14 protein-coding genes are annotated in these 26,708 nt (G+C 62.3%); 12 read left to right on the top strand and 2 right to left on the bottom strand.

Annotated features, from left to right (window positions below; all coding sequences use genetic code 11):
- Positions 1-144: 144 nt before the first annotated feature.
- A complete protein-coding gene (locus L6D81_RS10450) occupies positions 145-558 on the bottom strand; it encodes a hypothetical protein (RefSeq protein ID WP_236178984.1) in 414 nt (137 codons plus the stop codon).
- 273 nt (positions 559-831) lie between these two features.
- Here L6D81_RS10450 and L6D81_RS10455 point away from each other — a divergent pair, with 273 nt between their 5' ends.
- The 3 genes from L6D81_RS10455 to L6D81_RS10465 all read left to right on the top strand — a co-directional run bounded on the left by L6D81_RS10455 (position 832) and on the right by L6D81_RS10465 (position 3,524).
- The gene (locus L6D81_RS10455; RefSeq protein ID WP_236178985.1) at positions 832-2,103 is read left to right on the top strand and encodes a PDDEXK-like family protein; all 1,272 of its coding nucleotides are present in this window, start codon (positions 832-834) and stop codon (positions 2,101-2,103) included.
- Between the two features lie 128 nt (positions 2,104-2,231).
- The gene (locus L6D81_RS10460; protein ID WP_236178986.1) at positions 2,232-2,732 is read left to right on the top strand and encodes a hypothetical protein; all 501 of its coding nucleotides are present in this window, start codon (positions 2,232-2,234) and stop codon (positions 2,730-2,732) included.
- A 126-nt stretch (positions 2,733-2,858) separates the two neighbouring features.
- On the top strand, positions 2,859-3,524 hold the full coding sequence (locus tag L6D81_RS10465) for a hypothetical protein (RefSeq protein ID WP_236178987.1): 666 nt from the start codon (positions 2,859-2,861) through the stop codon (positions 3,522-3,524).
- 380 nt (positions 3,525-3,904) lie between these two features.
- Here L6D81_RS10465 and gspI read toward each other — a convergent pair whose 3' ends face one another.
- Complete coding sequence (gene gspI, locus L6D81_RS10470; protein ID WP_236178988.1) at positions 3,905-4,285, bottom strand: type II secretion system minor pseudopilin GspI; 381 nt, start codon at positions 4,283-4,285, stop codon at positions 3,905-3,907.
- Between the two features lie 146 nt (positions 4,286-4,431).
- On the opposite strand from gspI, the gene gspG reads away from it, so the two are divergent.
- The 9 genes from gspG (at position 4,432) to L6D81_RS10515 (ending at position 26,649) form a co-directional block, all read left to right on the top strand.
- A complete protein-coding gene (gene gspG / locus L6D81_RS10475) occupies positions 4,432-4,890 on the top strand; it encodes a type II secretion system major pseudopilin GspG (protein WP_007959380.1) in 459 nt (152 codons plus the stop codon).
- Between the two features lie 8 nt (positions 4,891-4,898).
- Positions 4,899-5,852, top strand: coding sequence for a type II secretion system minor pseudopilin GspK (gene gspK, locus L6D81_RS10480; RefSeq protein ID WP_236178989.1), 954 nt, complete (start codon positions 4,899-4,901; stop codon positions 5,850-5,852).
- On the top strand, positions 5,849-6,994 hold the full coding sequence (gene gspL, locus L6D81_RS10485; RefSeq protein ID WP_236178990.1) for a type II secretion system protein GspL: 1,146 nt from the start codon (positions 5,849-5,851) through the stop codon (positions 6,992-6,994). The genes gspK and gspL overlap by 4 nt, the downstream gene beginning before the upstream one ends.
- Positions 6,987-7,532, top strand: coding sequence for a type II secretion system protein GspM (gene gspM / locus L6D81_RS10490; protein WP_236178991.1), 546 nt, complete (start codon positions 6,987-6,989; stop codon positions 7,530-7,532). Before gspL ends, gspM begins: the two co-directional genes overlap by 8 nt.
- Complete coding sequence (gene gspD / locus L6D81_RS10495) at positions 7,529-9,874, top strand: type II secretion system secretin GspD (protein ID WP_236178992.1); 2,346 nt, start codon at positions 7,529-7,531, stop codon at positions 9,872-9,874. The genes gspM and gspD overlap by 4 nt, the downstream gene beginning before the upstream one ends.
- Positions 9,871-11,277: a type II secretion system ATPase GspE gene (gene gspE / locus L6D81_RS10500; RefSeq protein ID WP_236178993.1), complete on the top strand. Its 1,407-nt coding sequence runs from the start codon at positions 9,871-9,873 to the stop codon at positions 11,275-11,277. The genes gspD and gspE overlap by 4 nt, the downstream gene beginning before the upstream one ends.
- The gene (gene gspF, locus L6D81_RS10505) at positions 11,277-12,488 is read left to right on the top strand and encodes a type II secretion system inner membrane protein GspF (protein WP_236178994.1); all 1,212 of its coding nucleotides are present in this window, start codon (positions 11,277-11,279) and stop codon (positions 12,486-12,488) included. Before gspE ends, gspF begins: the two co-directional genes overlap by 1 nt.
- A 348-nt stretch (positions 12,489-12,836) precedes the next feature.
- Entirely contained in the window at positions 12,837-13,946 is a 1,110-nt protein-coding gene (locus tag L6D81_RS10510) for a substrate-binding domain-containing protein (RefSeq protein ID WP_236178995.1), read from the top strand.
- A gap of 190 nt (positions 13,947-14,136) precedes the next feature.
- Positions 14,137-26,649 carry a filamentous haemagglutinin family protein gene (locus tag L6D81_RS10515; protein ID WP_236178996.1) on the top strand — a complete coding sequence of 4,171 codons (12,513 nt, stop codon included), beginning with the start codon at positions 14,137-14,139 and terminating at the stop codon, positions 26,647-26,649.
- The last annotated feature ends 59 nt before the right edge of the window (positions 26,650-26,708 follow it).

Raw genomic sequence — 26,708 nt, forward strand, 5'->3', positions numbered from 1 at the left:
ATGGTGAGTGAGTCGGTCTTGATCTACAACCGTGAGCGTCCGCATCTGTCGTTGAAATACAAAACGCCCGATGCGATGCATCGGGCGTTGGGGTGAAACAGGTGTAAACCTATTTCAGGACTAGACAGGTCCCCTTTTTGTTGCTTAACCCGCATTGCCGCTACGTGGCTCTGACGGCGCATCAGGGCATTCATCGGTCCATCGCGTAACCGTCATGTCTTTGAGCTGTTCACCCATGGTGTCAACGCGCAAGCAGGCGCCTTTCTTTGAATAGAACAGGATGCAGCGCGAGCTATCAAAAGAGCAGGTATCGAGTTCCAGGAAATTGCGTGCGGCCAGCTCGCGCTCTACACCACTGTATTCATAGCCATCGCTGGTGTGCATCCGGGTTGGCTTCCATCCTTGTTCGATCAACTTGGATCTGGCCGACACCAAAGGCTCATCGACGGCGATGCCTGCTGGCCCGTGCTTGTCGTTTGTCGCTTGCGAGCCGCCGGCAAACGCAAAGCTTGTACCCGCGCAATACATTGCGAGCAGCAGGAGGATCGGGGTGTTCATTTAGCAGTTCCTCCAGCTGATTTGTAGCTCGCTAAAAACTTCAGATCATCGGCGTACGGTGGGGGGGGATAGTGGTTGTTCTTGCCTTCATTCCCATCATGGTTCATGGCTATTGCCGTTGGTGATGAGAGTTGGCATCATTTTGCCATCGTCTTAGGCTGCAGCGAGAAGTTGACTGTTCATTTTTTGGGCATTTACCGCTGCTCGACAACACATTTGAATGACGGGCCCAATCTACCGTCATCCCATTCTCTTTGAAGTGAGGGTTACTGCATGGATGCAACGGAAGAAGCTGTAGAGGAGTTCCTCTGCTCCCCGAAACTGTCCGAGCTTTGTGAAGTTCTGAAAATCGGCGATGACATCCTTGACGTCATCAACCTCAGTGAAAATCAGCACTCGGATTTCCTTGCCTGGCTATTCGACCCGCGAGAGGGGCATGGGCAAGGCGATCAGATAGTGAGAGACCTCCTGATCAGTGCAACTCAAGCCGTGGCTGAATGTGGCTTGGACGGAAGAAGTACCACGTCCCGCTTTTTTGCCGAATGGCCTCCCTCCAGAATTCGAACGACCAGCTTCGGTAGTGTTTTTACAGCCCGTGAGTTAGGGCTGAAGGCCGCTGAGCGAGTTGATTTGTTTGTGATCGATCCGGACAACAAATTCGTGTTGCTGATCGAGAACAAAGCTGGCACTGCACATAGTCAGCAACAGTTGGATGGATATCGGACCAACTGGCAAGAGGTAGTAGCCAGCAATGCTCATCTGAAAGACTACAGTAGTGTCCATATTGCCTTGGATCGAGATTTTGTATCCGGGGACTGGTCGGAATGCCCCTCGAATGGCTATTGGCTGCATTTGGGGTACGACTGGCTAAAAGCATCGGCCGACCGTGCGGTACTGCACATGGAACGCGGTAACGCTGCGGCGAGGTTAGTAGTGAGTTACTGCAACAGACAAACCGAGTGGGAAAGTCCTGCAAACCAGCGCGCGATCACTTTGGCTGCAGAGTTGCATCAATTGCATGGTCCTGCTGTCAGGCACATGCTTGAAGCCAACACAGGACGTCTTGAGAAGTGCTGGTTACAAGACGGTAGCTCAACGCATATGATTTTCATGCTGCAGAATAAAGCGGCGTTTGCGTTACTTCGCGACACTCAGGGCATGGCATCCATTAGAGAAATGTTATTGGCCAAGGTGCCTGGATTTACCAGGAAATCTATCGACCATGCCCGTGCTTGGCTGGCCGTATGTCCTCCAGGTTGGGAACAGTTTGTCAGGGAGCAGTATTGGCCGGTTTATCTCCATGTGAGGTACTCGGACGGCACGAAAACGAAATACGATGTTGCTTTGGTGCTCGACGTTGCCCAAGCAAAGTCCGAGGCCGAGGGAGAACAGTTACGGGAATATCTCAAAGTATTTGATAGTCGCTTTGGTAAACATCAGGGAACGTCATTTCGTAAGGTTTTTCTTAATCGGGAACTTGGAGTTGTTGACTTGGTTCGTAAGCTTGAGGAGCATGCGAGGCGATTGAAAACAGTTTGTGCGTAGGGATTGTTGAAGTTGTGTGCGTGAATAATCCTTACCGGAGTTGGTTTTAAAAGGGAGCAGGTCTTCTATTTTATAATAAAGGATCGAGCTGAATTTATTTTGTGGATTTTTATATATAAGGATATGTCATGTTGGTGCCAAATATAAATCGCACTGAAGCTCAAAGTGCCATGGAGCTCGCAGAAGAACTAATAATTCCCTATAAAGAGGATCTTGAGTACCAAACGCTTCAGCTAGAGTTTTCTAAAAAAGAGCTTTTAGCGGCTCAGGCTCTTGTCTCGATCATAAAGCGCAGCGAAATTAGAAGTAAAGTACTTAAAGATTGTGCTGAATTTGGTAGCTGCTATACGAATAAGTTAGATAATGGCGATTTGCAGCGGTGCGAGCAATTTGTATCTACTCTCGAATATAGAGTAATGGCGTTTTCTCGAAGGATCGATAGGTGTAACGAAGCGATTGATTTGCTAAATAATGACATTTCGGATTTAAAGAAAATTTTAGATACTCCGTTTGGAAATATGTATGTCTATCTTGCTTGCATTGGAGAAGGGCCTGGGTGGGCATTTTTTACATATAGGCCAGAAAAGTGGCTGGCGCGCTGGACAAGATCACTGCGTTCGAGAGCATAACCGCCAACAAAAAAGGATCGTTCCGCTTTCTGAAAAGTGAAAATGAATCCATATCCGATCTATTGAGACTCAAGCAGTTATGTAATGGCGTGCCCGTGGAATGGGTTTTGTACGAGGCTGTTAAGTGTGTACGAAGAAAAGATAAGAGTTAAGGTAAAAGAGTACTTTCGAGGCGCTTGCGAAAGTTTGGATAGGCGGCGTTACTCGCAAGAAAGTGCATATGTTGATGCTTTTATTGCAAGGCTTGAAGGGAAGCTGGATATTGGCGCGGATCACGGCGTCATACGATTTACGCCAACAATTGTGGCGGATCGTGGTGCGGGCTCTGCAGAGAGTAAATTTGGGGCTGATTTCGCAATTGTCTTTCAGAGCAAGGGAGTAGCGCACCCGATTAGAAAGGCCATTATTTCCCAAGCAAAGAATGGAATGGTAGATACGCTATCTAAAACCGAAAAAAATCGATTGGCTGCGCAATGCCGTAAAATGGCGCATATTACTAATAGTTATATTGTGCTCGAAGCCCCAGTTGTCAGCGGTGCGATGCCAACAGTTAAAATTGGCGATCCTCAAACTGGATTGTGGGAGAGGGATAGTATAGATTTTGATGATTATTTTTTAGAGCAAATATTATCCTGTGAACACGGAGATAGGAGGGAAAGCTTTATCGATGGTGTTGCAGATAGTAAGCTCTCAGGAATAAAAGTTGATGTAAATGACCTTGAGTACACTCCGAAAACAACGCCTAGAAAAAGGCGCGCTCCGAGAAAGTATAGTGATGATATGGAGCCGTAATATCTAAGAAGTTATGCAAGTCACGCGTTGGCACGGCATTGTCCATCCCTCAATTAATCATTAAGCCTTTCTCAGAAAATAAAACCGCCTCCTTTGGTTGCTTTGTTTACTTTGTTTGGCCCCAATGATTCGCTGTGGTTGGTCAGGAAAAATTCGGCCCCTCATCCCAACCCTCTCCCGGAGCGAGAGGTGGGCGACGGAGGTGTCTGGAGTTGTCATCGACCTGAGCGACCGAGTCGATTATGGGGTTGGAGGCAGGCGTTCAAGTTGACTATGGGTTCAACGCAGTTCGGGCGAGCTGGTGAAGATTTTCAGGCGGGTGTCGGAAATGTCTCACGGTCGATTCGCTTACATACGAGCGGTCCTACGCTTTGGAAGGGCTAGGGATTCTCGGGGCGGCTAAGCAACGTCTCCAGCCGAGCCAGCGGCGGCGCTTCCTGGTTGCGATCGAAGACTTGCACACCGACCTTGAGCAACCGTCCATTCTCCACCCCCCCAATCACCTGCTCACACCGCAACAACAACCGCCCCTGATCACACTCCACTGCCTTGACCCCCATCGGCAATCGCCCTTCCAGCCTCAATTCCGCCATCCGGCTCTGCGCCGCAATCATCGCAATCGATCGATCCCGCAAAACCCCGCTGCTCTGCGTCATCAACCCCGCCACGCGCACAGCGGCGGACATGGCCACGGCGATGATCGCCAGCGCGACGAGCACTTCAATCAGGGTAAATCCGGCTTGCGGGGAGGGGGTGCGCATCGGGGGCTCGGGCGGTCGGGCGGCCCTTGACGCTAACGCCCGTGCTTGACGGCTTGACGACGAAAACACCCGAGGATTTTCAACATCCCTGACATATCTTCTTGCAACACTGCGCGTCGAATCGAATCAAGCCAGGGAATGACGAGATGGATATCGCGCAATTCAAACAGCCCAATCGACCGAGCCGGATGCCCCGTGGGCAGCAGGGTTTTACGCTGATCGAGATCATGGTGGTCGTGGTGATTCTCGGGATTCTGGCGGCGATGGTGGTGCCCAAGGTGCTCGACCGGCCGGATCAGGCGCGGGCCACGGCGGCGAAGCAGGACATTGGCGGGTTGATGCAGGCGCTGAAGCTGTATCGCCTCGATCACGGCACTTACCCGAGCCAGAGTCAGGGCCTGAAAGTGCTGGTGGAGCGGCCGGCCGATGCGAAGAATACCAACTGGCGCTCGTACCTGGAGCGCCTGCCGAATGACCCGTGGGGTCGTCCATATCAGTACCTCAATCCCGGTGCCAACGGCGAAATCGACATCTTTTCCCTCGGCGCCGACGGCCAGCCTGACGGCGATGGCGTGAATGCCGACATCGGTTCCTGGCAGTTGTAAGGCCGCTCATGAACAGCCAATCGAACCAGCAGGGGATGGCGATCATCAGTGCGCTGCTGATTGCGGCGGTGGTCGCGGTGATCGCCGCCGGCATGCTGACCCGCCAAAGCGTTGCGACCCGGGCGCTGGAAGCCGAACAACTACGGGTGCAGGGCCGTTGGCTGTTGCACGGCGGGTTGGAGATCAGCCGGCAATTGTTATGGGACGCCCGTCAGCGCGATCCGCTGACCCGACTCGATCAACCGTGGGCACAGCGGTTGAACACCCAGGGTTTCGAGGGGCGGCTGGAGGACGAGCAGGGCAAGTTCAACCTGCGCAATCTGGTGGCCAACGAGCGGATCGATGATGCGCAGGTGCAGGCGTTCGAGCGTTTGTGCGAGTTGATTGGAGTGAGCAGCGGCTTGAGCCGGCGCATCAGTCAGCGGGTGATCGGCTCTTATCCGCACCTGTTGAATGCCCAAGTGGTGGACAAGCCTGTGGCGAAAAACACGTTCGACAGTGGGCGCGCCACGTCGCCGTCCGCGTCGCGCAAACCGCAATCGCCGACCTTGCCGATGCTGCGCACGCTGGACGATTTGCGCAGTGTCGACGGGGTCAACGATGCGCTGTTGGCGAAACTGGCGCCGTACCTGACGGTGATTCCGGCGACCACCTGGCTCAATGGCAACACGGCCACCGCGCCGGTGCTGGCGGCTTATGTGCCGGGGCTGTCGCTGGAGCGGGCGCAGGCGTTGATCAATGAGCGCGATGCCGGGCGCTGGTTCATCAATCGCGGGGATTTCGTCAATCGCCTGCGCCTGCCGCAATTGGAGATCACCAGCGTCAAGGTCGGCATCACCAGCGACTGGTTCCGGCTGCGCGGGCAGGCGCGGCGGGATCAGCGACGGGTGAGCCTCGATGCGTTGCTGCATCGCAGTCAGGATCGGTTGCCGCAAGTGATCTGGTCGCGGGTGGGCGTATGAGCGCGTTGCGTGTGAGTTTGCCGCCGCTGGCGGAGCTGGGTCTCGACATTGAAGTGGATTGTGCGTGGCTGGATCGTCAGGGGCAGGTCACTCGCCAGGAACGTGTGCGGCTCGGCGCACTGCCGAAGCAACCGCTGGTGTGCTTTCTGCACCCGTCGGACAGCCTGTTGGCGAGCATTGATTTGCCGCCGCTGCCGGCGAACAAAACTGCTGCGGCGGTGCAATGTGCGGCGCAGGCCTTGATGCTCGGTGACAGCGCCGAGATGCACATCGCCCACAGCGCTCGTAATGAAAGCGGCCAGGTGCAGATTGCCTGGGTAGCCCGCAAGGATTTGCAGCACCTCGGGCAGTTCGGTTTGCACCTCAAAGGCCTGTACCCGGCGGCCTACAGCTTGCCGGTGATGGCGGGCGGCGTCGGCTGCCTGCATGACGAGCATCTGTTGCTGCGCCACGGCCCGAATGCGGCGCAGGTGCAGCCGATGATCGACGAAGCCTGGCTGCTGGAAACCGGTCTGCCGACACACTGGATCGGTGACGGCGCCCCCGAATCGGTGCAATCAAAATTGGCTGACACGCAGCGTTGCGTAGGCCCGTTGCCAAACTGGGGCCTTCACGGTGGCCTCCAGCAACCGGGCCGCGAACATCGCGGCTGGGGCAGGGCGCTCGGTTGCTGTGCGCTGGCACTGGCGGTGTGGGTGATTGGTTTGAATCTGTACGCCGCTCGCGAGGCCGGGCAGGGCCAGCAACTCAAGGCGCAGATGGCGCAGCGGGTGAAGCAAGCGTTCCCCGAATTGCCGGTGATCCTCAATCCGTTGCAACAGGCCCGTCAGCAAATCGCGGCGCGTCAGCAAGGCGCGGTGGATGCGCCGGGGCAGGATTTCACGCGGCTGGTGTCGCAGGCCGGCAGTGGCATGCCGTCCATGGCGGGCACGGTGCAGCGGCTGGAGTTTGTCGACGGTGCGTTGCAGCTGAGTCTGCTGCCCGAGGCCCGGCGTTCGGGCAACGACAAGGATTGGCAAGGCGCGCTGGCTCAGGCCGGTATCAGCATCAGCCCGAATGACGACGGCTGGGTCTTGCGCCCGGCCGGTGAGGCGACCGCCGCCACCGGCAACGACGACAGCAGCGGAGCCGAAGATGAATAGCCCCTCGCTTGCGAAATACCGCGCCGGTTGGCAGCGCTTCAATGCTCAGTTGCAGGCCCGTTGGCAGCCGTTGGCGCAGCGGGAAAAACGCATGGTCGGCGGCATGGCGGCGCTGTTGTTGGGGCTTTTTGTGTGGGTGGCGTTGATTGAGCCGCCGCTGAAGAAGATCGCCGCCTCGCAAGTCGAAACCCCGAAACTGCGCGCCCAGGCCGAAGCGCTAGAAGTGCTGTTGCGCGACGTCAGCGTGCGCCCCGACGGGCAGAACCTGGAGCAGTCGCTGCAACAGACGTTGCAGGCCAGCGGACTGGGCGGCCATTACCAATTGGCGGCCGCGTCCGCCGGCTGGCAGCTGACCTTCGACGCGGCACCGGCCGACGCCGTGCTCGACTGGCTGCTGAGCCAACCGCGGAATTTTTCACTGCAAGTGGTCGAGGCCCGTCTGCAACGCGCAGACGACGCCGCGACCGATGACACCGCCGGCACTCTGTCGGGCACCGTACGCATGGATCAGGCGCTGGGCGCTAAGGAAGCTTCATGAAGGGGTCAGGATCCAAACGCATGGCGTTGCCGATGCTGTTGATGGCATTGAGCGCGTGCAGCCACACCACGCCACCGAATCAACCGCCGCTGCTGGTGGACAGCGAACTCGGCCGGCCGCTGGCCAACACCCAGCGCAGTGGCGACGCGGTGCTCGACCGCGAGCGTGCGCAGGCTCAGGTAAAACCTGCGCCGAAGCAATTGCACAACATCACCGAACGCGCCCGCAGTGGCGGTTCGGCGCGGGGCACGACGTTGCCGGCCAATCCGTTGGGCGATCAGCCGGTGACGCTGAATTTTGTCGATGCGGATATTCAAGCGGTGGTGCGGGCGTTGTCGCGCTCCACCGGTCAGCAGTTTCTGGTCGATCCACGGGTCAAGGGCAACCTGACGCTGGTCTCCGAAGGCCAGGTGCCGGCGCATCAGGCCTACGACATGCTGCTGGCGGCGTTGCGCATGCAGGGTTTCAGCGTGGTGGACGTCGGTGGTGTGGCGCAGGTGGTGCCGGAGGCCGACGCCAAGTTGCTCGGCGGGCCGATTTACAGCGCCGACAAACCGGCTGGCAACGGCATGCTCACCCGTACGTTCCGCCTGCAATACGAGAACGCGGTGAACCTGATCCCGGTGCTGCGCCCGATCGTGTCGCCGAACAACCCGATCAACGCCTATCCGGGCAACAACACCATCGTTGTCACCGACTACGCCGAAAACCTGACGCGGGTCGCGCAACTGATTCAGGGCATCGACACCCCGAGCGCCATCGACACCGATGTGGTGCAGATCCAGAACGGCATTGCCGCCGACATAGCACCGATGGTCGCCGACCTGCTCGACGCACCGGGCAACGACCCAACCCAGAAAATCGCAGTGATCGGCGACCCGCGCTCCAACACCATCATCATCCGCGCCGGCAGCCCCGAGCGTACGGAGCTGGCGCGCAACCTGATCTACAAACTCGACAACGCCCAGAGCAACCCGAGCAACCTGCATGTGGTGTATCTGCGCAACGCTCAGGCCGGCAAACTGGCGCAAGCGCTGCGCGGACTGTTGACCGGCGAGAGCGACAGCGGCACCAGCGACAATGCGCGTTCGGTGCTCAGCAACATGGGCAGTTCGACCAACTCGGGCGGCGGGCAGAACGGCCAGAGCGGTACGCAAACCAACGGCAGCACCTCGACCACCAACAGCGGCAGCACCAGCGGCAGTTACGCTCAGGGCAGCAGCGCCACCGGCAGCACTGCGCAAAGCAGCGAACAGAACGTCGCGTTCAGCGCCGGCGGCGTGACCATTCAGGCGGATGCGACCACCAACACCTTGCTGATCTCCGCGCCGGAACCGCTGTACCGCAACCTGCGCGAAGTCATCGACCTGCTCGACCAGCGCCGCGCCCAAGTGGTGATCGAAAGCCTGATCGTCGAAGTCGGCGAGGACGACGCCAGCGAATTCGGCGTGCAATGGCAGACCGGCAACCTCGGCGGCAAAGGCGTGATCGGCGGGGCCAACCTCGGTGGTTCGGGGATCAACCTCAACGGCAAGACCAGCCTCGATGTGCTGCCCCAAGGCCTGAACCTCGGCTATGTAAACGGCACCGTCGACATCCCCGGCATCGGCAAGATTCTCGACCTGAAGGTGCTGGCCCGAGCGCTGAAGAGCAAGGGCGGCACCAACGTGCTGTCGACGCCGAACCTGCTGACCCTGGACAACGAAGCGGCGAGCATTTTTGTCGGCCAGACCATCCCGTTTGTCAGCGGCAGCTATGTCACCGGCGGCGGGGGCACCAGCAACAACCCGTTCCAGACCGTGACCCGCGAAGAGGTCGGTTTGAAGCTCAACGTGCGGCCGCAGATTTCCGAGGGCGGCACGGTCAAGCTTGATATCTATCAGGAAGTCAGCAGCATCGACGAACGCGCTTCGGCGGCGGCCAACTCGGCGGGGATCGTCACCAGCAAACGCGCACTCGACACCAGCATCCTGCTCGACGACGGGCAGATCATGGTGCTCGGCGGTCTGCTGCAGGACGGCTACAGCCAGAGCAATGACGCGGTGCCGTGGCTGTCGAGCATTCCGGGGATCGGCGCGCTGTTTCGCAACGAACGCCGCTCGATCACCAAGACCAACCTGATGGTGTTTCTGCGCCCGTACATCATCCGCGACAGCGCGGCGGGGCGCAGCATTACGCTCAACCGCTACGACTTCATGCGCCGCGCCCAGGGGGGGCTGCAACCGGAGCGCAGCTGGGCGATGCCGGACATGCAGGCGCCGCAATTGCCGGCCACCGCCCAAGGCGTGCCGGCACCGGTGTCCGGCCCGCGCGCGACCATCAAAGCGGTGCCGCTGCAATGAGCGCATTGCCATACGCCTGGGCCAAGGCGCAGCGGATTTTGCTGCGCAATGGCGTGCTGACGGTGTGCCCCTCGACGCCGGGCTGGTCGATCAGCGAAGTGCGGCGGCAGTTCGGCGCGGCGAAGCTTGAGCGAGTGCGTGATGACGAACTCGACGGCCTGCTGGCCAGTGCCTACGCCGACACCGGCAGTGCGGCGGCGGTGGTCGGTGCGGCGGAAAACGAAGTCGACCTCGACCGCCTGATGCAGGACATGCCGGAAATCACCGACCTGCTCGACACCCAGGACGGCGCGCCGGTGATCCGTATGATCAACGCCTTGCTCACCCAGGCGGCGCGGGACGAGGCCAGCGACATCCACATCGAACCGTTCGAAACCCATTCGGTGGTGCGCTACCGGGTCGACGGCACGCTGCGCGACGTGGTCTCGCCGCGCAAGGCGTTGCACGGTGCGCTGGTGTCGCGGATCAAGATCATGGCCCAGCTCGATATCGCCGAGAAACGCCTGCCGCAGGACGGCCGGATTGCGCTGCGCGTGGCGGGGCGGCCGATCGACATTCGTGTGTCCACCGTGCCCACCGGCCACGGCGAGCGAGTGGTGATGCGTTTGCTGGACAAGCAGGCCGGGCGCCTGCATTTGGAAACCCTGGGCATGGACGCGCAGGTGCTGGCCAAACTCGATCACCTGATCCGCCAGCCCCACGGCATTGTGCTGGTCACCGGCCCGACCGGCAGTGGCAAAACCACGAGTTTGTATGCGGCACTGGCGCGGCTGGATGCGAGCACCAGCAACATCCTCACCGTGGAAGACCCGGTGGAGTACGACCTGCCGGGCATCAGCCAGATTCAGGTCAACGCCAAGATCGACATGACGTTTGCCCTGGCCTTGCGGGCGATTCTGCGCCAGGACCCGGACATCATCATGATCGGCGAGATCCGCGACCTCGAAACCGCGCAGATCGCGGTGCAGGCGTCGCTGACCGGTCACCTGGTGCTCGCGACCCTGCACACCAACGATGCGGTGTCGGCGGTCAACCGCTTGATCGACATGGGCGTCGAGCCGTTTCTGCTGGCCTCGTCAATGCTCGGGGTGTTGGCCCAGCGCTTGGTGCGGCGGCTGTGCAATCAGTGCAAACAGGAAGACCCGGCGACCCCCGGCACCTGGCGCCCGGTCGGTTGTGCGGCGTGCAATCACACCGGTTACAGCGGCCGGACCGGCATTCATGAGTTGTTCTGCATCGACGACGACATCCGCACCCTGATTCATCAAGGGGCAGGGGAACAGGCGTTGCGTGCGGCGGCGAGCAAGGCCGGGATGTTCAGCCTGCGCGAGGACGGCGAGCGCTGGATTCGCAGCGGTGCCACGGCGCCGGAAGAAATCCTTCGTGTGACACGGGACGCCTGATGAATCGCTATCGTTTTGAAGCCGCCGATGCCAGCGGCAAGATCGAATCGGGGCACCTGGAGGCGGACAGCCAGGGCGCGGCGTTTGGCGTGCTGCGCGGGCGCGGCTTGACGGCGCTGTCGGTGGAGAAGGAAAGCAACGTCTCCCAGCACGGTGGCGGTGGCCTGTTCAGCGCCAAACTCTCGGATAACGATCTGGCGTGGGCCACCCGGCAACTGGCGAGTCTGCTCGGTGCCAGTCTGCCACTCGAGGCCGCGTTGAGCGCCACGGTCGAACAGGCCGAGAAAAAACACATCGCCCACACCCTTAGCGCCGTGCGCGCCGACGTGCGCAGCGGCATGCGCCTGGCCGAAGCGCTGGCGGCGCGGCCACGGGATTTTCCGGAAATCTACCGGGCGCTGATCGCGGCGGGCGAGGAGTCCGGGGATCTGGCGCAGGTGATGGAGCGGTTGGCGGATTACATCGAGGAACGCAACAACCTGCGCGGCAAGATTCTCACCGCGTTCATTTATCCGGGTGTGGTCGGGCTGGTGTCGATCGGCATCGTGATTTTCCTGCTGAGCTACGTGGTGCCGCAGGTGGTCAGCGCGTTTTCCCAGGCGCGGCAGGATCTGCCGGGGCTGACGCTGGCGATGCTCAATGCCAGTGATTTCATCCGGGCGTGGGGCTGGTTGTGCGCGGGCGTCATGGCCGGTGCGTTCTGGAGCTGGCGCCTGTATCTGCGCAACCCGGCGGCGCGTTTGAATTGGCATCATCGGGTGCTGAAGTTGCCGCTGATCGGGCGCTTTGTGCTGGGGCTGAACACCGCACGGTTCGCCTCGACGCTGGCGATTCTCGGCGGCGCCGGGGTGCCGTTGTTGCGCGCATTGGAGGCGGCGCGGCAGACCTTGTCGAATGATCGCTTGAGCCTGAGCGTCAATGAAGCCACTGCCAAGGTGCGCGAGGGCGTCAACCTGGCGGCCGCGTTGAAAGTGGAGAACGTGTTTCCGCCGGTGCTGATCCACCTGATCGCCAGCGGCGAGAAAACCGGTGCGCTGCCACCGATGCTCGAACGCGCAGCGCAAACCCTGTCCCGCGATATCGAGCGCCGGGCGATGGGCATGACTGCGTTGCTGGAGCCGCTGATGATTGTGGTGATGGGCGGGGTGGTGTTGGTGATCGTGATGGCCGTGCTGTTGCCGATCATCGAGATCAACCAGTTGGTGCAGTAGTTTTCTCAACTTTTTTTACCAGCGTCAGATCTCACCCGAGCGCGAAATCCGGCATCCTCGGGTTCTCCTTTCTGTCATCTGCAACGGCCCTTCAAGGGCTGTGGCCGATTCCCCCGAAAAGCCCGCCGCAGACACTCCGCACAACTCAAGAAACACCCGAGAAAATCCCTCGAAAATCAGCCTGCACCTCCCGAGGTTTTTTCCTTTATCTGTCACCGGAAACTGCGAATTTCTCAGTGCGACTTAACCACGGACCCCGCTTGCGAAGGTCGGCGGTGAGTCTTCCCAGTGTCATGCAAGACCCCTGAAAACCTGTGTTCACACCCAACGTTGAAAAGGAGATTCTTCATGTTCAAGCGCACTCTGATCGCAGCTTCCCTGACCGTCGCTGCCCTGGCTTCCGCCCAGGCCATGGCCGCCAACGTAACCGGTGGTGGCGCGACTCTGCCTGCCGCTCTGTACAAAGGCTCTAGCAACAGCATCCTGCCAGCCAACTTCAGCTACCTGGGTACCGGTAGCGGCACCGGCAAGACCGCTTTCCTGACCAACAACTCGGCACTGTTCAGCACCACCGGTTCGGTTCACTTCGCCGGTAGCGACTCGATCCTCAGCGCTTCGGAAATCAGCACCTACAACACCAACTTCGGCGCTTCGTACGGCCCGCTGATCCAGCTGCCTTCGGTGGCCACTTCGGTTGCCATTCCGTACAAGAAATCCGGTCAGACTGCTCTGAACCTGACCAGCGCTCAGCTGTGCGATGCCTTCTCCGGCGCCAAAACCACTTGGGGCGATCTGCTGGGCACTTCCGACACCACGCCGATCCGTGTGGTTTATCGCAACGTTTCCAGCGGTACTTCGGAAATCCTGACCCGTCACTTGAACGCGATCTGCCCGACCAAGTTCGCCACCAGCTCCACCTTCACCAATGCGCGTCTGCCAGCCGGTTCGACCCTGCCTTCGAACTGGGTAGGTGTTGCCGGGACTGCTGACGTGGCCACTCAGGTCAACGCTGTTGACGGCTCCATCGGTTACGTCGGTCCGGACGGTGTGAATGCTGCCAGCAACGCCGTGGTTGCTCGCGTCAACGGCGTACAGCCCACCACCGCCAACGTTTCGCTGGCCCTGGGTTCGGCTGCTCTGCCAACCACCCCTTCGAACCCTGCGCAGTGGGTACCGGTCGTTCCTAACCCAGCCAGCGGTTACCCGATCGTGGCTTACACCAACTTCATCTTCGGCCAGTGCTACAAGGACGCCACCGTGGCCGCTGATGTCAAAGCCTTCCTGACCACTCACTACAGCAACCCGGGCAACAACGCTGCCACCATCGCTCACAGCTTCACTCCGGTTCCAACCAACTGGAAAGCGGCTGTGACGGCCAACTTCGTCACCAACACCTCGGGCAACAACCTGGACATCAACAACGCCAGCGTCTGCAACGCTGTCGGCCGTCCTTTGTAAGCCTCGCTTCACGGCAATGAAATGGCAGCGGCCTTCGGGCTGCTGCCATTTTTTTTGGCCGATCTACTCCTCATTCATGAAGTTTGTGTGACATCCGTTCGGTCGCGGCCCTCGCCAACCGCCTATGTCGTAACAGCAGGGGCAAGCCGACCTGCGGCCTCGTGTGGCAAACAAAAAGGATCTCGTAGTGATGCTCGCTCGCCCATCCCGTCGCAGTACCCGTGTTCAGCCTCAGCAGCGCATGGCCGCCGATCCGGCGCTGTGGTTGCTCAAGCCCCTGGCGCAGGCGGTTGCCTTGTGCCTGGTGGCGGGCAGTGCCGAGGCGGCGACCGCATTCAGTTCGGGATGGTTTGCCGCCAAGGGCGCGGCGCAACAGGCGGCCGCCGCACGGCCGAGCGTGGGCGGATTGCCGGGGATGACGCCACCGCTGGCGCAGCAGCAGAAGGCCAACCAGCAGTTGCAGCGCTCGATTCAGACCCTGAACAACACCGTAGCTGCGATTGCGGCGCAACAGGCCGCGCAGGCGGCCGGTCGGGCGGCGGCATTGGGCACGGTGCAGTTTGTACCTGACGGTCTGGGCGAGGGCGGTCTGAAGGTCGATAACAGCCTCACGCAGGGTTGGCAGAACGCCAAAGGCCCGCAGCAGACTCAGGCCGACGGCAAGACCACGGTGAAGATCGAGCAGACCGCCGACAAGGCGATCCTCAACTGGGAGACCTTCAACGTCGGGCGCAACACCACGGTCGACTTCGCCCAGCAGTCGAACTGGGCGGTGCTCAACCGGGTCAACGATCCGAATGCGCGGGCCAGCCAGATTCAGGGCCAGATCAAAGGTGACGGCACGGTCATGCTGATCAACCGCAACGGCATCGTGTTCAGCGGCACCAGTCAGGTCAACGTGCGCAACCTGGTGGCGGCGGCGGCCAACATCACTGACATTCAGTTCCGCGACCGCGGCCTGTATTTCGACAGCACCGGCAGCCAACCGACGTTCACCGAGGCGGCCGGCAAAGTGCTGGTGGAGCGCGGTGCGTCCATCGAGACCGCGCGGCCGGCCAAATCGACCGATGCCGGTGGCTATGCCTTGCTGCTCGGCAACGAAGTGCAGAACGACGGCAGTATCAACACCGCCAGGGGCCAGACCGTGCTCGGCGCGGGGGATCGCTTTTACATTCGCAAAGGCGCGGGCACTGAAGGCAACGGCTTCTCCACGACGTTCGGCAACGAAGTCACGCCGGGCTTCAAGGCCGGCAGTGCTGCCGGCAAGGTCAGCAACAGTGGCCTGATTCAGGCCGCGACCGGCGACATCACCCTGACCGGCCATGAGGTCGTGCAAAGCGGTGTGCTGCTGGCCAGCACGTCGGTCGCGACCCGCGGCACGATCCATTTGCTCAACCCGGCGACCGACGCTCAGGGCAGCGTGACGCTGGAGCAGGGCAGCACGACGGCGATCCTGCTCGACAGCAGCGACCTGACCGCCCTCGACAGTCAGCATCAGGCCGCTCTGAGCGGCGTTACACCGAACAACCGGATTCGCAGCGATCAGTCGCGCATCGACATCCAGAGCGGCGGCAGCGTCGAGTTCCAGAACGGCTCGATCACCCTGGCCACTGGCGGGCAAGTGGCGGTGGCGGCGCAGCGGCGCAGCCTGGTGCGAGACGGCGCGTTGATCGATGTCTCCGGTGCCATCGGCGTGAAAGTCGCGATGGAATCCAACAACATCAAGATCAACGTCCAGGGCAACGAGCAGCGCGATGCTTCGGTCAATCGCGAAAAAGGGGCGCTCAACAGCAATGACATCTGGGTCGATGTGCGCGAACTGGTCTACGTCCCGGCCGGCACCAACGGTTATGCCACGGATCGCTGGTACACGGCGGGCGGTCTGCTGGAGGTCGGCGGCTATCTCGGCACCCAGGGCCACAGCATCGGCGAGTGGATGGCTCAGGGCGGCATGGTCAGTTTTGCCGGCAATGACGTGGTGACCGAGAAGGGCTCGCTGATCAACCTGTCCGGCGGCACGCTGGATGTACAAAGCGGCGAGATTCGCCAGAGCTGGCTGCGTGGGGCCGACGGGCGCCTGTATGAGGTCTCCAAAGCACCGGGCGATCTGCTCTACACCGGGCTGTACAAGGGCTATGAAGACAGCAGTGAACGCTGGGGCCAGACGAGTTATTACTACAACCCGTTGATTGCGCCGTCCAGTCGTCGGGAATCGGGCTACACCGTGGGACGCGATGCCGGGCAACTGGTGATTGGCACCCGCAACGCTGTGCTCGAAGGGCAAATGCTTGGCGAGGTGTATCAGGGCGAGCGCCAGACCCAGGCACCGCGTGCGGTGCTCGATGGCTATGCGCAGAGTCAGACGGCACTGGCGCGGCGTGGGCAGTTGATTGTCGGCAGTTACGACCCGGCGTACGTGGCGGCTTCCGGTGGCTTGCTGTATGGGCTTAACCCGTTGCTCGATCAGGTGCAGATCGGCGGCGAACGTCTGCTCGCCGGCAATGATCGGGATCTGACCGGTGCCGTGTCTGATTCTCGCAGCGGCAAGCTGTACCTCGATGCCGGCCAACTCAGCGACTGGCAACTGGGCGCACTGAAAGTGGCGGCCCGGGAACGGATCGACGTGCAAGGTGCCGTCACCGTCGACCATGGCGGCGACATCACCCTTTACGGGCCGGACGTGCAGGTCAACGCCGACCTGACCGCGCGTGGCGGCAGCCTGCACCTGGGCAACGTGCTCAATCAGCTCAACACCGATCGCCTGACCGACACCCGGCTCGTCGCGCCGACCGACAAGGCCACTCGTGTGAGCGTGGCTGAAGGGACACAACTGGACACTCGTGGCCTGTGGAGCAACCTGCGCACCAATCCGGATGATGCCGCGAGCCTGGCGTACCTGGACGGTGGCGGGGTGTCGATTCGCAGCAGCGGCGATATCGAGATCGGTGCCGGCAGTCTGCTGGACGTGTCTTCCGGCGGTGCGATTCTGGCCAACGGCAAGACTCGCGGTGGCAAGGGCGGTGACGTGACACTGGAGGCCAGCGCCTTGTCCGCGCCGGGTGACAGCCACCTGACCCTGGACGGCCAACTGCGGGGTTACGGTGTGACCGGCGGTGGCCGACTGCTGATTCAGGCGGGCGACATCCTCATTGGCCAGACCGATAAACCCCTCGCCGACAACACGTTGCAACTGCAACCGCAGCTGTTCGACAAGGGGTTCTCGGCTTACAGCCTCATCGGCCTCAATCATCTTGACGTTGCGGACAACACCCTCATTGACGTCTTGATGCCGGTGTACCGTTTTGGTGACGCGGCAGCCAATCAGGTCAGTGGCACCGCACCCCGGCAGGCGCTGGAATTGTGGACGCCCACGCTCTATCAGGAAAACCCGCTCAAAGCGCAACTGACCCAGCGTGGCGGCGCCAGCCTGGCGTTGCAGGCCGGTTCCAGCGAGGTCGCGCTGGTCGATCCGACCCGCAACGCCCTGACCCTTGGCCAGGACTCGCGGATCAGTGTCGATCCGGGGCAGCGCATCGATCTGCGCAGCGCCGGTCAGCTCACGGTCGATGGTGAGTTGAATGCGTGGGGCGGCACGATCGATATCCGTCAGCAGCCGTTCGGCTCGATCAATGTTGCCGATTCCTCGCAAACGGCAGACAGGCAAACCCACAACCGTTCGATCTGGATCGGCGAGCACGCGGTGCTGGATGTGGCCGGTCGTGTGGCCACCGGCATCGATGCGCTGGGAAGGGTGTATGGCCAGGTCGGCAAGGGCGGCTCGATCATCATCGGCGGTGAAATCGATGCGAAGAAAGCCACGGCCACGTCGGCCGACGCTTATGTGATCGTGCGAAACGGTGCGCGACTGGAGGCCTCCGGCGCACAGGCGATGCTGGACATCGCCGGGCAGGGGCCGACGCGGGTGGCCACGGATGGCGGGCGAATCTCGCTGAGTTCCTACAACGGCCTGTTCATCGAAGGCGACCTGCGGGCTGCGGCCGGTGGTGCCGGGGCGGCGGGCGGGCGACTGGACATTGCCCTGGAGACGCCGAGTTATCTGCGCAGCGATGCCAGTAACGAGGTTCGCGTGCCGCGGGAAATCGTCATCGGCCAGAACGCAGGCCCGTCGCTGTTGCCGGCGAGCCTGCAAGCGGGCGAAGCCGCCCCAGCGCTGCAATACGGACGTGCCCGTCTGGGCGCCGATCAGTTGATGTCCGGCGGGTTCGACAACCTGAGAGTGCTGAGCAACGGTCTGCTGTCGTTCGACGGCAACGTCGATCTGCACATGAATCAAAGCCTGAGCCTGTATGCCGGGGCCCTGTCGCTGGCTGACGGCTTGCAAGGCAGCGCGCGGATCAACCTGTCTGCGCCTTACGTGCACCTGTCGGGTACGGGCAAGTATTTCGAGGCCCCCGGCAATATCCGGCCACGGGTGATGAACAATCCGACCACCGAAGTGGCGCCGGCACAGTTCACCGCCACGGCGGATCTGCTGGATCTGGGCAACAGTCTGTCGTTCGGCACGGCCGGGTCGATCGTGCAACTGAGCGGCCCGGCGCGGGAGGTCGGGCGGCGTGGATTTGACCAGGTCACGCTCGACAGCCGAGGCGATCTGCGCTTTCTGGCACCCACCGGCAACGTCGAGAAAACCGAACTCTGGACGCCGGGCGACCTGAACCTGCGTGCCGCGCAGATCTACCCTGCAAGCGATGTCGTGGCCGAGGTGCGGGTGGGTTATCAAAGTGTCCAGCGCGACGCCAATCCTGAGCGAACCTTGCGCATCGCCAGCTCCGGCGCGGCGCCTGGCGCGTTGCCTTACTCGGTCTTCGGCAGCCTGACACTGGCCGCTGCCCATATCGAGCAGGGCGGGGTGATCCGTGCGCCACTGGGCATGATCAACCTGGGTGACAACCTGGTTCTCAACACCCGGACACTGCATCTGTTGCCAGGCAGCCTCACGTCGGCCAGCGCCGCCGGGTTGGTCATGCCTTATGGCGGCACCACCGACGGCATCGACTATCGCTACAACGGCAAGTCCGTGCTGCTTCGAGGGATTACCGCCGAAACCGCCGGCGTGACGCTCACCTCGCAGTCCGTCGATGTGCAAGGTGGGGCGTTGATCGACCTGTCGGGTGGCGGTGATCTGCGCGGTGCCGGTTTCGTATCCGGGCGGGGCGGTTCCACCGATGCCCGCTACAACCCGCTGGTGCGCAATGCCAGTGACGGCACCTTCAGCCTGCCGGGCCTGGCCAGCAACCCGGTGTATGCCATCGTGCCGGGGAATCAGAGTGCTTATGCGCCGATGCTCGCCGAGGCGGGGGCGGTCGATCCGCGTATCGGCCAGCAGATCACCGTCGGGGCCGGCGTGCCGGGGCTGGCGGCGGGCACCTATACGCTGCTGCCCTCGACCTTTGCGCTGTTGCCGGGAGCCTTCCGGGTCGAGGTCAACGGCCAGGCGGCAGCGGGCGCAACCCACGCTGCGCTGCCACTGCGCAATGGTTCATGGACCAGTTCGGGGCGGATGTCGATTGCCAATACCGGCCTGCGTGACAGCCTGGCAAGTCAGGTCATCCTGACATCCGCCGATGTGCTGCGCCGTTATTCGCAGTACAACGAGACCTCTTTCAGTCAGTTCATCCAGAGCGATGCGCTGCGCCGGGGCGTGCCTCGGGCCCTGGCGCCAATGGACGGCAAATCGCTGCGACTGAATCTGTCCCAGGGTGCCGCACCGGGTAACGCGCTGGATTTCAACGGTCAGGCGCTGTTCCAGCCAGCCACGGGCGGCGTCGTCGGGACGGCGGTGGTGCAGGGCGCGGCGAACTTCGAAATTCTCGGCGCGGGGCATTCGAGCACTGAAGGATTTGCGGGTGTGTCGCTGTATGCCGACAGCCTCAATTCGCTCGGCGCCGGCCGCTTGACCCTCGGCGCGCAGCCGACGATCGATTACAACACCTCGGGCAACATCATCGCGTTCAGCGGTGATACGTCCACGATCACCTTGCGTGACGGCGCCGTATTGTCGGCCCCCGAAGTGCTGCTGCGCACCACCCGGACCGATGGCGGAATCACCCTCGAAGCCGGCTCGGGCATCAACACGCTGGGGCGTGGCGATGCGCCTTATGATTCCAGCACCGGCTTCATCTACAAACCGGGTGCGGCAGGTCTGCTGGTGGTGTCGAACGGCTGGACCAATGTGCTGGCGCCCGACGCGTCGGTCAGAACATCCGGCGCGGGCAATATTCTGATTGGCCGGTGCCCGACGACAACGTGCAGCAACCCGACGCTGCTCTATTCCAACGGCAGCATTACCGCTGCCACCGACAAGCAATTCGAACTCGACGAAGCGGTACGCTTCGGCACCCGTCATCTGACGCTGGCCGTCGGCTCGGTCAATGCCGGCAGTGCCGAGGCCTTGAGCGCCGCCGGCAACCGGGTGCCGAGCGGTCTGACCCTGAACCAGAATGTCTTGAATCGCCTGTTGCGGGGCGATACCCAGTTCGGCGCGCCGGCGCTGGAAACCCTGAGCCTGACCAGCCGCGATGCGTTCAATTTCTACGGCAGTGTCAGCCTCGATACGCTGGATCCGCAGACCGGTATCAGCAAGCTGCAAAACCTGATCCTCAGCACCCCGGCCATTTACGGCCTGGGTGAAAGCGGTGACGTCGCGTCCATTCGCACCGCCAATCTGATCTGGAACGGTGCGACTCAGGATCCCGGCGCGGTGATTACGGGCGGCGCCGGCACCGGTCGCGGCTCGCTTGATATTCAGGCGCAACGCATCGAGTTCGGCTACGGCGCCCATCCGCAGGCCAGTGGTCTGGACCAGAACAAACGTCTGGTGTTGGGTTTTGCCGACGTCAACCTCTCTGCCAGCGATCGCATCACCGCCAACCACAAGGGCAGCCTGGCGGTGTACCAGACGCAGGGCGCTTTCGATCCGGTCAACGGCTATGCCTACAGCGGCGGCAATCTCACACTGCGCACGCCGTTGCTGACGGGAGAGGCGGGCTCGGTCAACCTGCTCAAGGTCGGTAATAACCTGACTCTGACGGGGGCCGGTACAGCGGCGGCCGCCAATGCGCTGGGAGCCGAATTGACCCTCGATGCGCGCAATGTCTTGCTCGACAGTCACATCGCCCTGGCCAGCGGCAAACTGGTGGTCAAGTCCGAGGACGATCTGACCCTCGCCAGTGGCGCGTATCTGGACATGGCCGGTCGCACCTTGCCGTTCAACGATGTGAACAAGTACAGCTGGGGCGGTGATGTGGCGCTGTACAGCAGCCACGGCAATATCCGCCAGGCGGCGGGTTCGCGAATCGATCTGTCGGCGCAGAACCATCAGGCCGGTACCCTGAGTGCCGTTGCGCTGGCCACCGATGCCGGCATGGTCGATCTGCAAGGCGATATCCTCGGTGCCAGCAGCGGCGACTACGATGCCGGCGGCACGCGGGTGCCCTACAAGGCCGGTGGCGTGGATATCCGTGCGCAGCACCTCAATGGCGATCCGAGCCAGCAGTTCGCGGCCCTCAATCAGCGCTTGAACGCGGGGCAGGTCTTCGGCAGCCGCAGCTTGCAGCTCAAGCAAGGCGATCTGTTGATCGGCGACGGGCTCAAGGCGGGCGAGGTCAATGTGTCGGTGGACAATGGACGGCTGACGGTGGCTGGCCTGATCGATGCCAGCGGCGAACGGGTCGGCAGTATTCGCCTGTCGGCGCAAAACGGCCTGACCGTCGCGGGCAATGCGGTGCTTGACGCCCATGGTCGCGTGCTGCGAGTCGACAGCTACGGCAAGATCATCGACGCCCCGAACCGGGCGATGGTCGAACTCAACGCCGGACAAGGCCTGCTGACGCTCGGCAGCGGTGCGCGCATCGATTTGCGCCATGGCACCGAGGCCGTTCGCGGCACTCTGCCGGGGCAGTCCGACGGATTGCTGCGCGGCACGCTCGAGCTGAACGCCCCACGTCTGGGGACGGGTGACATTGCCATCGATGCCGGCGGTGCCCTGAGCATTCAGGGAGCGCGCTCGATTGCTCTGAACGCCACACGACGCTACACCGATGCCAGCGACGGCACGGATGCGGCGGCCAGCGGACGTCCGTATCAGGTGATCGATCAGGCGTACCTCGATCGCATTCACGGTGACAGCACGGCGTTCATCGACGCGGCGCTGGCCAACAGCAACCTGCTGAATAACAAACTGGCCGGCCTGAACAACGCCTCTTATGCCGACGCCTTCCATCTGCGGCCTGGGGTCGAGATCGCCAGCAAAACCGCCGACGGTGATCTGGTGGTGCAGGGTGATGTGGACTTGTCAGGTTACCGCTATGCCAGTCTGAACCCGCACACGCAGAAGACTTCGGTCTACGGTTCGGGCGAGGCGGGTAACCTGGTGATTCGCGCGGGCGGCAACCTCGATATCCACGGCAGCCTCAACGACGGTTTCGCACCGCCGCCGGAGACCGTGGACGATGCCGGCTGGAAATTGCTGCCGGGGATTCAGCCGTTCGGCGGCGATCTGATCGTGCCGGGGGCGGGCGTCACACTCGCGGACGGCACGGTGTTCCCGGTGGGCGCGACATTGAACTACGACCTGCCGTTGCAAGCGACGACGCTGGCCAGCGGCACACTGTTACCGACCGAGGCGACGCTGGCGGCGCCTTACACCTTCGGCGCCGGCACGGTGCTCGCCGGCTCGGTTCGCGATGCTGCGGGCAACGTGCTGTATGCCGCTGGCACGCTGCTCGCCGACAGCGTGACCTTGCCTGCGGGCAGTCGGCTGGGAGCGGGTATCCGCTTGAATGACGCAACGGCGCTGCAGGCCCTGCGCTGGCCCAAGGGCGTGCCGCTGCCGGGCAGCGTCGAGGCCGGCGACAACGGGATCAAGGGCGTGCGCCTGAGCGGCTCGCTGGCCCTGTTGCGCGGCTCGCTGATTCCGTCGATGACCCATGTCGTGCTGGCGGACGGCACGGCGTTCATCGAGTTGCGGCCATTGACCGGCACGACTCAGGGGCGCAATTGGGCGGTCGCCAGCCTGTTGCCGGCCGGCAGCGCGTCGTGGTCGATGCGCGTGGTGGCGGGGGCCGATCTGGGCGCCGCTGACAGCCGGGCGATCAAACCGCTGTCCAGCGATGGCCACCTGCGCCTGGCCGACACCCATTACGGCCTGACTGTCACCGAAAAACCACCGACCCTGGTCTGGGGCGAGGGCAACCTGGGCGGCTTCACGCCGGGCGACCCTGTCCCCGAGGATCAAATGATGTGGTGCGACTGGGCGCCGAACTCCTGTGTGCCGGCCCCGCGGTGGGTCTGGGCGCCGGACAACTGGATGGGCATGCCGCCTGGCTCGCCGATGAGCGACGATGACGTGCTGGCCTGGTGTGGTGCATTCCCGGAACTGTGCGTGGAAAACAAACCGGGTACCACGGTCAAGACCCACACACAGATGTTCAGTGTGCTGCGGACCGGCACCGGCGATCTGGACGTGCTCGCCGCCGGCGATCTGAGCATGGATTCGCCGTACGGCGTGTATACCGCCGGCACTCAGTCGCAAGACATCGATCCGCGCTTCAATCAGCCTCGCGGACGGCTGTCGGATAACGGCTCGGTACTGGGCAGTGCCGGCGGCGCCTACGAAAAATGGGTCAGTGGCAGCGACAGCCTGTATCAGGCCTGGTACCCGCAAATGGGCGGCAACCTGACCATCAATGCCGGCGGTTCGATTTCGGGGGATGTGCTGGGGCGTCGCGGTTTGTCGCAAACCGTGGACACCCGTGAGCAGGTGCCGAGCGTGGCCGTGGGCAACTGGCTCTGGCGTCAGGGCACCGGCAACAGTGATGTGCCGACGGCGTGGTGGATCAACTTTGGCAGCTACGCGACGCAACCGTTGCCGGATCAGAGTGTTGATACGGGGCCGTACCTGGTCGGATTCACCGGTTTCGGCACCTTGGGCGGCGGCAATATCAGCCTGCGTGCCGGGGCCGATGCCGGCATGCTCAAGGCGATGGGCGACGGTAACAAGGCCAACCTTTATCCGCGCGGGCAGGGGCTGGTCGTGGCGGTCGGCAGCACCGGGCGCGTGGGCAGCGACGGCAGCCTGCAATTGACTGGTGGCGGCGACATGGACATCCGCATCGGCGGATCGATCAACCCGTCGTTGCAGGCCCGGGCCGGAGAAAACGGTATCGGTGTCGCACAACACGACCTGCAAGGCGCATTGATCAACCTGCGCGGAGCCGCGCGACTGACCGGCGGCGCGCTGGGCGGGATCAATCTGCAATATGGCGCCGCAGCCTCGACCCAGGATCCTCGCGAAGTGCGCCCGTTCGACCCGTTCACCTCCACCATGGGCAGCGCTTCCGGCGGGCTGGTGCTGATTCCGGGGGATTCGGGGATGAGCCTCAGCACGCGCGGCGATCTGGTGCTGGGCGGGGCGGCGGACCCGGGTCGGGTGCGGCTGCAGAACTCCACGCCGTTCACTACACCCGACGGTGTCGTGCATGAGGGGGGTGGCTTGACGGGGTTCTCGTTGTGGACCGATCACACAGCCATCGACCTGTTTTCGGCGGGAGGCAACCTGACACCGAGCACTCAACTGGGCGAAGTGACGGGTCAGGGCCCTGTCACCGGTCGCAATACGTCGCCGACCGACGGACGCTTCGTGTATCCGTCGATCCTGCGGGCGGTGGCGGCGCAAGGTTCGATTTATGCCGGACCTTCAGCCGTCTACAGCCAGGGCAGTGGAACAGTGCCGGCAACCGAGTATTCGCTGCTGCTGGCACCTTCCAGGAGCGGGCAACTGGAGTTGCTGGCGCAGGACTCGATCTACGCCGGCGGCTATGCGATCAATCAGTCGGGCGCCAGTCCGCTGGCCATCGCCACGCCATTTGCGCCGGCCTTCAACGGTTACGGCAACAACATGTCGGCCACGCCGATCATGAGCAATCGCAACGGCGACGGGGTGTCGCCGGACAAGAACCTGCGCTATCCATTATTCGCGTTCGGCGCCAACAGCTATTCGGGCTTGAGTGACGTTCAGGCACCGGCACGGTTCTATGCCTTGACCGGCGATCTGGTGGGCGTTCGCAGCGGTGAAACGCTGACGTTCAGCCTGTCGAAACGCACCTGGCACGAAGCGGCAGGTCCGGTCTGGATGCTGGCGGGGCGCGATGTCGTGGCGTCCGGCACTGTCCTGGGCAACCCCACGACCGTGTCTGCTGCCGAGATGGGCGTACCGCCGACAGAGAGCATCACTTCGACCGGCAACCTGTTCGTGCACGATGACCCTCGAGACGTTTCGCGGGTATCGGCAGGGCGCGACATTCTCTACAGCAGCTTCGACATCGCGGGCCCTGGCGTTCTTGATATCAATGCCGGGCGCAACATCCTGATGGAGGATCGCGCCAGTATCACCAGCCTCGGCGCGTTGGTGGCCGGTGATCAGCGACCGGGCGCCAGTGTGGTGTTGCAGGCTGGTGTGGGTGCACAAGGGCCGGATTATTCGCGGTTCATCACCCGTTACCTGAGCCCGCAGAACATGGCCGATCCGAACGCCTCCCTCAATGGCCAACCGGGCAAAGTGGTCAAGACTTACCTCGACGAGCTGCAGAGCTGGTTGACCCTCGGCTACGGATTCAGCGGCAACGCAGAGCAGGCGCAAGCCTTCTTCGCCGCGCTGCCGAGTGCCGAACAAGCGATCTTCGCCCGTCAGGTGTATTTCGCCGAATTGCGTGCCGGTGGTCTGGAATACAACGACGCCGACGGCCCACGCAAGGGCAGTTACCTGCGCGGTCGCAACGCCATTGCTTCGCTGTTCCCGACCGTCGATGTGGCCGGCAACCCGATCCGCTACGACGGCGACATCACGCTTTATGGCGGTGCCGGGGTCAAGACGCTGTTCGGTGGCGATATCCAGATGCTCACGCCGGGTGGCGGTCAGGTGTTCGGCATCGAAGGCGCGGCGCCACCGTCCACGGCGGGGATCATCACCCAGGGTTCGGGCAACATTCAGCTCTACTCCCAGGGCAGCATTTTGCTGGGGCAGAGCCGGATCATGACCACGTTTGGCGGCTCGATCCTCGGCTGGTCCGCCGAGGGCGACATCAACGCCGGTCGTGGCTCGAAAACCACCGTGGTCTACACCCCGCCGAAACGTGTGTACGACAGCTGGGGCAACGTGACCCTGTCGCCATCGGTACCCAGCACCGGCGCCGGTATTGCCACGCTCAACCCGATTGCCGAAGTGGCCCCGGGGGACATCGACCTGATCGCGCCGCTGGGCACCATCGATGCGGGCGAGGCGGGGATTCGCGTGTCGGGCAACGTCAACATCGCCGCGCTGACGGTGGTCAACGCCGCCAACATCTCGGTGCAGGGCAAGGCGACCGGCGTGCCGGTGGTCTCGGCGGTCAACACCGGGGCGATCACCTCGGCCAGTTCCGCTGCGTCGTCGGCCACCCAGGCGGCGGAAGACGTCGCCCGTCAGCAGCAAGCCGCGTCGCGCCAGAACCAGGCTTCGGTGTTCACCGTGCAGGTACTGAGCTTCGGCAACGAACAACTGGCCCCGACCCGCGACGGCGCCAGCCGCGCACCGACACCGGGTTACAACCCCAACAGCCCGGTGCAGGTGCTGGGCGCCGGCGCGCTGGATGAACAAGCGAAGCAGCAGTTGACCGAGGAGGAGCGGGGACAGCTGACGTTGTAAAGAACTCTCGTGCAGTACGCTTCGGGCGGCCTTTTGGCCGCCCTTTTTTTTTTCGGTTC

Origin of the sequence: Pseudomonas sputi (assembly GCF_021603585.1) — a bacterium.
GTDB classification, from domain to species: domain Bacteria; phylum Pseudomonadota; class Gammaproteobacteria; order Pseudomonadales; family Pseudomonadaceae; genus Aquipseudomonas; species Aquipseudomonas sputi.

Bases quoted from the DNA above. Each gene is read 5' to 3' on its own strand.
- L6D81_RS10450 (WP_236178984.1), bottom strand. From the start codon at position 558: ATGAACACCCCGATCCTCCTGCTGCTCGCAATGTATTGCGCGGGTACA.
- L6D81_RS10455 (WP_236178985.1), top strand. From the start codon at position 832: ATGGATGCAACGGAAGAAGCTGTAGAGGAGTTCCTCTGCTCCCCGAAA.
- L6D81_RS10460 (WP_236178986.1), top strand. From the start codon at position 2,232: ATGTTGGTGCCAAATATAAATCGCACTGAAGCTCAAAGTGCCATGGAG.
- gspI (WP_236178988.1), bottom strand. From the start codon at position 4,285: ATGCGCACCCCCTCCCCGCAAGCCGGATTTACCCTGATTGAAGTGCTC.
- gspG (WP_007959380.1), top strand. From the start codon at position 4,432: ATGGATATCGCGCAATTCAAACAGCCCAATCGACCGAGCCGGATGCCC.
- gspK (WP_236178989.1), top strand. From the start codon at position 4,899: ATGAACAGCCAATCGAACCAGCAGGGGATGGCGATCATCAGTGCGCTG.
- gspL (WP_236178990.1), top strand. From the start codon at position 5,849: ATGAGCGCGTTGCGTGTGAGTTTGCCGCCGCTGGCGGAGCTGGGTCTC.
- gspM (WP_236178991.1), top strand. From the start codon at position 6,987: ATGAATAGCCCCTCGCTTGCGAAATACCGCGCCGGTTGGCAGCGCTTC.
- gspD (WP_236178992.1), top strand. From the start codon at position 7,529: ATGAAGGGGTCAGGATCCAAACGCATGGCGTTGCCGATGCTGTTGATG.
- gspE (WP_236178993.1), top strand. From the start codon at position 9,871: ATGAGCGCATTGCCATACGCCTGGGCCAAGGCGCAGCGGATTTTGCTG.
- gspF (WP_236178994.1), top strand. From the start codon at position 11,277: ATGAATCGCTATCGTTTTGAAGCCGCCGATGCCAGCGGCAAGATCGAA.
- L6D81_RS10510 (WP_236178995.1), top strand. From the start codon at position 12,837: ATGTTCAAGCGCACTCTGATCGCAGCTTCCCTGACCGTCGCTGCCCTG.
- L6D81_RS10515 (WP_236178996.1), top strand. From the start codon at position 14,137: ATGCTCGCTCGCCCATCCCGTCGCAGTACCCGTGTTCAGCCTCAGCAG.